We start from the raw sequence: 4905 nt of genomic DNA on the forward strand, positions 1-4905 counted from the left end.
CTTATTCTTTTATTCATTATGTTGACGTTAAATCCGGAAATAAAATCCTGATCAACGGAGCTACAGGAGCAATAGGTTCTGCTCTTTTACAATTTGCAAGATTATTTGATGTGGAATTAACCGTAACTTCTGATTCAAAAAATTTTGACTTGATGCATTCATTAGGAGCCGATAAAATTATTGATTTTACAAAAGATGACTTCACAAAAACCGATGACTCTTTTGACTTTATCTTTGATTCGGTTGGGAAAAGCACCTTTGGAGCTTGTAAGCCAATCTTGAAAGAAAAAGGAATTTATATTTCTTCTGAACTTGGGCCGAATGCCCAAAATATTTGGTTTGCTTTGAAGACTAAAATGAGCAAAAACAAAAAAGTGATATTCCCGATTCCATTTAGTCAAAAGAAGACAATGCCCTATATTATTGATTTACTGAAAACCGGAAAATTCAAACCTGTAATAGATAAAGAATATTCTTTATACGAAATTGCTGAAGCTTACAAATACGTCCTCTCTGGTCAAAAAACAGGAAATGTCATTGTTAATTATTGACTATTAATTTGATTAAAAATTGAAACTGAATCTATTAATTGAGATTGACTCATACTCTATTTTCATAAGTCATAGTTTGTGAGCAAAAATTCTGATTTGGTTAATAAATCATTAATCAAGTTTCGTTTTCGAATTCTTTTTAGAAATTAAGGAATTGAAAGACAAATATCCACATGAAACGACGTCCATTCCTTCAAAAACTCACCTTTTTTTCCTCAGCTGTAATGGCATTGCCACTGGATGGCCTAGGCAAAACCATCAAGGAAGAGCCTAAAAAACTACGTTTTATTGTAGCATCTGATGGGCATTTTGGTCAACCTGACACTGATTTCACTGGTACACATAAAAAGTTAATAGAATCTATTAATTCAGAAGAACAAGTAGATTTTGTGGTTTTTAACGGTGACTTGGTTCACGATGACCCATTATTTTTACCTCAGGTGAAAATGTATTATGACTCCTTAAAAGCCCCTTATTATGTAACTCGAGGAAACCATGATCGTGTCGCAATAGGTGAATGGAAAAATATTTGGGGTTATTCCGAAAACCATTCCTTCCAAGCCAAGGATGGGTCAGGTGTAATTTTGCTAAACTGCTCAAATAAAGCTGGAGAATACCTTTGTGGCGATGTCCCATTTTTGAAATCAAAATTAGAGGAATTAAGTAGCCTTTCTCATGTCTTTGTTTTTATTCATATATCCCAAAACGACTGGACCAGACATGGAATAAAATGTGACGACTTAATGGAACTCATCGCCCTGCATAAAAATGTAAAAGCAGTATTTCACGGACACGACCATGATGTAGATGGGATTATGATTAACCGAGGAAAACCATATCTATGGGACGGACATTTTGGAGGAAATTGGGGTAACCCCTTTCATACTTACAGAGTGGTAGAAATTCTAGAAGATGGTAAGACAATTACTTATCTTAAAACCGTTAAAGACGGTACGGTACTCAATGGACATTCATTATAATTGAAAAGAAAACTCATTGAGAATTCTAAAAAGTCGTATTGATTTGAACAAATAAAAAACCCGATTTACATCGGGTTTTCTTTATGGATTAAACAAATTCTGATTATTAGAGTCTTATCAAATTTTCAATTCTCCTTCCAAGCCTAAATTAACTTTCTTTCCGGTGATTATTCCAAAAAGCATTTTAGCTCCTGCCAATCCTGCTCCATGTTTTGTATCCCAATAATGCCCTGCTTGAGGAGTAAATTTTATTACTGAAATTCTTGGATCATCTTTCCCTTGAGGAAACCAATTTTTTGCCATTGAATCCCAAAGTTCATAGATCATCTTTTTATTTTGTGTGATTTCAGCTTTCCCTTGAAGTTCTAAAAACTCCATCGAACTTGTTTTCTGAAAGAAGAGTCGAGCTTTGGGATTACTGTTTATTTCTGCATTTTTTGCACTATCCACGGCACTCAAGAACCAAAGTGAACCATCATCATCAGATTTTTGAATACTCATTGGTCTGGCAGATTGGTTTTCATCAAATGACACTTCTGTTTGGAAAAAACATAAACTTGAAGAATCCACCAAATCGCGAATTTTGCTCACAGCGGCTTTCCCTTCAAGGTTTTCGACATTAGATTTTTTTGTTTCTTTATTTATAGTTTCCATAATATTCTTTTTGATTAACTACTCATAAATGCACAAAGGCCTTGCCTTATGATCCATTTCAATCTTAAAATCTCAAAAACCTCTCAGACTTGCTTAAAAGCTTGATTCCTGACTTTTTTGTTTTAGTTATTAGTTAAAAAGTATCCTTTAAAACCATCTTTTTTCGAATTTATTCCCCAATGTGAGGCAAATTTTATATCAGGTTCCTTTACCTATTTATTGTATTTTTAATCATTGATTTTATAATTCTATGAAAATAGGCAAACCCGCAACTTCAGCAGCTGGACCAAAAGCTATTTACCATGCAATGGAAAAAGCTTTTCAGTCCATGAAAGTCACCAAAGCTTTCAAGATTCTGGGGAGTTTGAATCAAAAAGATGGTATGGATTGCCCTGGCTGTGCTTGGCCTGATCCTGCACATCGTTCCAAATTGGGGGAATATTGTGAAAATGGTGTAAAAGCAATAGCTGAAGAAGCGATGGATCTCAATGCAGATGCAAGTTTTTTTTCCAATCATTCCATTTTTGAAATGCGAAAGCAAAGTGATTATTGGCTTGGGCATCAAGGTAGATTGACCCAACCGATGATGATTAAGAAAGGTGATGCTTATTATTCCCCTGTGGAATGGAATACTGTTTTTGAAACCATCGGCAAAAAACTCAAAGACCTCCAAAGTCCAGATGATGCTATTTTTTATACTTCCGGCAGAACTAGCAATGAAGCTGCTTTTTTGTACCAACTTTTTGTTAGGATTTTCGGCACCAATAATATGCCCGACTGCTCCAATATGTGTCATGAATCCAGTGGAGTTGCGCTAAGTCACACTCTTGGTATTGGAAAAGGTTCTGTAAAACTTGAAGATTTCTATCAGTCCGAATTGATTTTGATTTTTGGGCAAAACCCAGGAACAAACCATCCCAGAATGCTTTCTGCCCTAAAAAAGGCAAAAGAGCATGGGGCAAAAATCGTTGTGATCAATCCCTTGAAAGAGGCTGGTTTATTAAGCTTTGAAGATCCTCAATCTATTTCAGGATTATTAGGTATAGGTGCCCCCCTCGCAGATTTATACCTACAAGTTAGAATCAATGAAGACGTAGCTCTGGTACAGACTATTGCAAAGAAACTTTTAGAACGATCCAAAAAAGATCCATCAGTTTTAGACCAAGATTTCATTAGCACTAAAACTGATGGATTTGAAACCTATCAAAATGCTTTGGAAGAATTAGATTCAGAAGATCTGATTTCCAGAACAGGATTGGATCAAAAACAAATCGAGGAATTTGTTGATCTGGTTTCCAATAGGAATAAAATCATTGCTTGCTGGGCTATGGGCTTAACCCAACATGTTAATGCTGTTGACAACATTCAGGAAATAGTTAACCTGCTCTTACTAAAAGGAAGTATCGGAAAACCTGGAGCTGGGACTTGTCCTGTACGAGGGCATAGTAATGTGCAAGGAGATAGAACCATGGGGATTTGGGAAAGACCAAGCAAAGAATTTTTGGATACCCTTGCCTCTACTTTCAATTTCGAACCTCCTCGAAAACATGGGGTTGATGTCGTGGGAGCAATAGAATTAATGCAGGATCAACCCGGAAAAGTTTTTATGGCCATGGGAGGAAATTTACTTTCTGCTGCCCCAGACACCAGCTTTACAAAAAAAGCACTTGAAAATTGTGTCATGACTATTCATGTTTCCACAAAATTGAATCGTTCCCATTTATACCCTGGAGAAATAGGATTCATACTTCCGTGCCTTGGCCGAACAGATATCATTCAGGAAAAGTCTGGCATCCAAAAACTAACTGTAGAAAATTCTATGGGAATGGTTCATAGTACTCAGGGCAACCAACCCTCTAGATCAGAATATCTCTTAAGCGAACCCCATATTATTTCTCAAATCGCTTCTAGAACTGTAGGTATTGAAATAGTTGACTGGCTTTCGCTGATTGACAATTATGATAACATCAGGGATTTGATTGCAAAATCTGTTAAAGGATTTGAGTCTTTCAATGAAAAATTAAAAAAGAACTCCATTCTGGAATTGCCTAATGGTCCAAGAGAAGGGAAATTTACCAATGATATTGGTAAGGCTCGATTTACGATAAATTCTCTGCCCGATTACAAGTTGGAAGAAGATGAGCTGATGATGATGACGATTAGAAGTCATGATCAATTCAACACCACCATTTATGGTATGGACGACCGATACAGAGGGATTTATGGGATCAGGACTGTAGTTTTGATGAATAAGGATGATATTTCGAATTTTCAACTCGACATCCAAAAACCTGTAACTTTATTCAACGAGTATGGAGGAAAAACAAGAGAAGTAAAAGAACTGACAATCATTCCTTATGATATTCCTTCGAAATGTATTGCAACGTATTTTCCTGAATGCAATGAGCTTGTTCCACTTCAGCTCAAAGCTAGAAAAAGCAATACACCGGCAAGTAAATCTGTCAAAGTGAAAATCCGTCAAAATTAGAAATAACTCAAGAGTCAATAAAAAATGAAAATTCAAAAATACATTGGGATACTTTTTCTGATCCTGATTACAGCTTGTCAATCAAGTAAAATCAATTCTGATTACTCAGGACAAGAACTTGAGAAAATCAAAACCTTTCAATCACTTGTACCAAAAAAAGATAGTTTATATCACGTTTTGATTTCGACGAGCAAAGGTGATATGATGGTAAAATTGTATAATCAAACTCCTC

General features: G+C 35.8%; 5 protein-coding genes. 4 read left to right on the forward strand and 1 reads right to left on the reverse strand.

What is annotated here, in order from left to right; genetic code table 11:
* Together Q0L68_RS16390 and Q0L68_RS16395 are read left to right on the forward strand one after the other, a co-directional pair.
* The coding region (locus tag Q0L68_RS16390; RefSeq protein WP_296705250.1) for a zinc-binding dehydrogenase at positions 1-551 on the forward strand (551 nt) is incomplete at its 5' end.
* A gap of 173 nt (positions 552-724) precedes the next feature.
* Positions 725-1531, forward strand: a complete 807-nt coding sequence (locus tag Q0L68_RS16395; protein WP_296705252.1) for a metallophosphoesterase — start codon at positions 725-727, stop codon at positions 1529-1531.
* 117 nt (positions 1532-1648) lie between these two features.
* Here the strand turns inward: Q0L68_RS16395 and Q0L68_RS16400 are convergent, their stop codons facing one another.
* Positions 1649-2185 carry a pyridoxamine 5'-phosphate oxidase family protein gene (locus Q0L68_RS16400; RefSeq protein ID WP_296705254.1) on the reverse strand — a complete coding sequence of 179 codons (537 nt, stop codon included), beginning with the start codon at positions 2183-2185 and terminating at the stop codon, positions 1649-1651.
* Between the two features lie 250 nt (positions 2186-2435).
* Here Q0L68_RS16400 and Q0L68_RS16405 point away from each other — a divergent pair, with 250 nt between their 5' ends.
* A complete protein-coding gene (locus Q0L68_RS16405) occupies positions 2436-4673 on the forward strand; it encodes an FdhF/YdeP family oxidoreductase (RefSeq protein WP_296705256.1) in 2238 nt (745 codons plus the stop codon).
* Positions 4674-4697: 24 nt separating this feature from the next.
* On the forward strand, positions 4698-4905 hold a 208-nt coding region (locus Q0L68_RS16410), incomplete at its 3' end, for a hypothetical protein (protein ID WP_296705258.1).

Source organism: Algoriphagus sp. (genome assembly GCF_024642405.1).
Lineage (GTDB): Bacteria > Bacteroidota > Bacteroidia > Cytophagales > Cyclobacteriaceae > Algoriphagus.

Excerpts from the sequence above, each read along its gene's own strand:
- Q0L68_RS16395 (WP_296705252.1), top strand. The coding sequence starts at position 725 with ATGAAACGACGTCCATTCCTTCAAAAACTCACCTTTTTTTCCTCAGCT.
- Q0L68_RS16405 (WP_296705256.1), top strand. The coding sequence starts at position 2,436 with ATGAAAATAGGCAAACCCGCAACTTCAGCAGCTGGACCAAAAGCTATT.
- Q0L68_RS16400 (WP_296705254.1), bottom strand. The coding sequence starts at position 2,185 with ATGGAAACTATAAATAAAGAAACAAAAAAATCTAATGTCGAAAACCTT.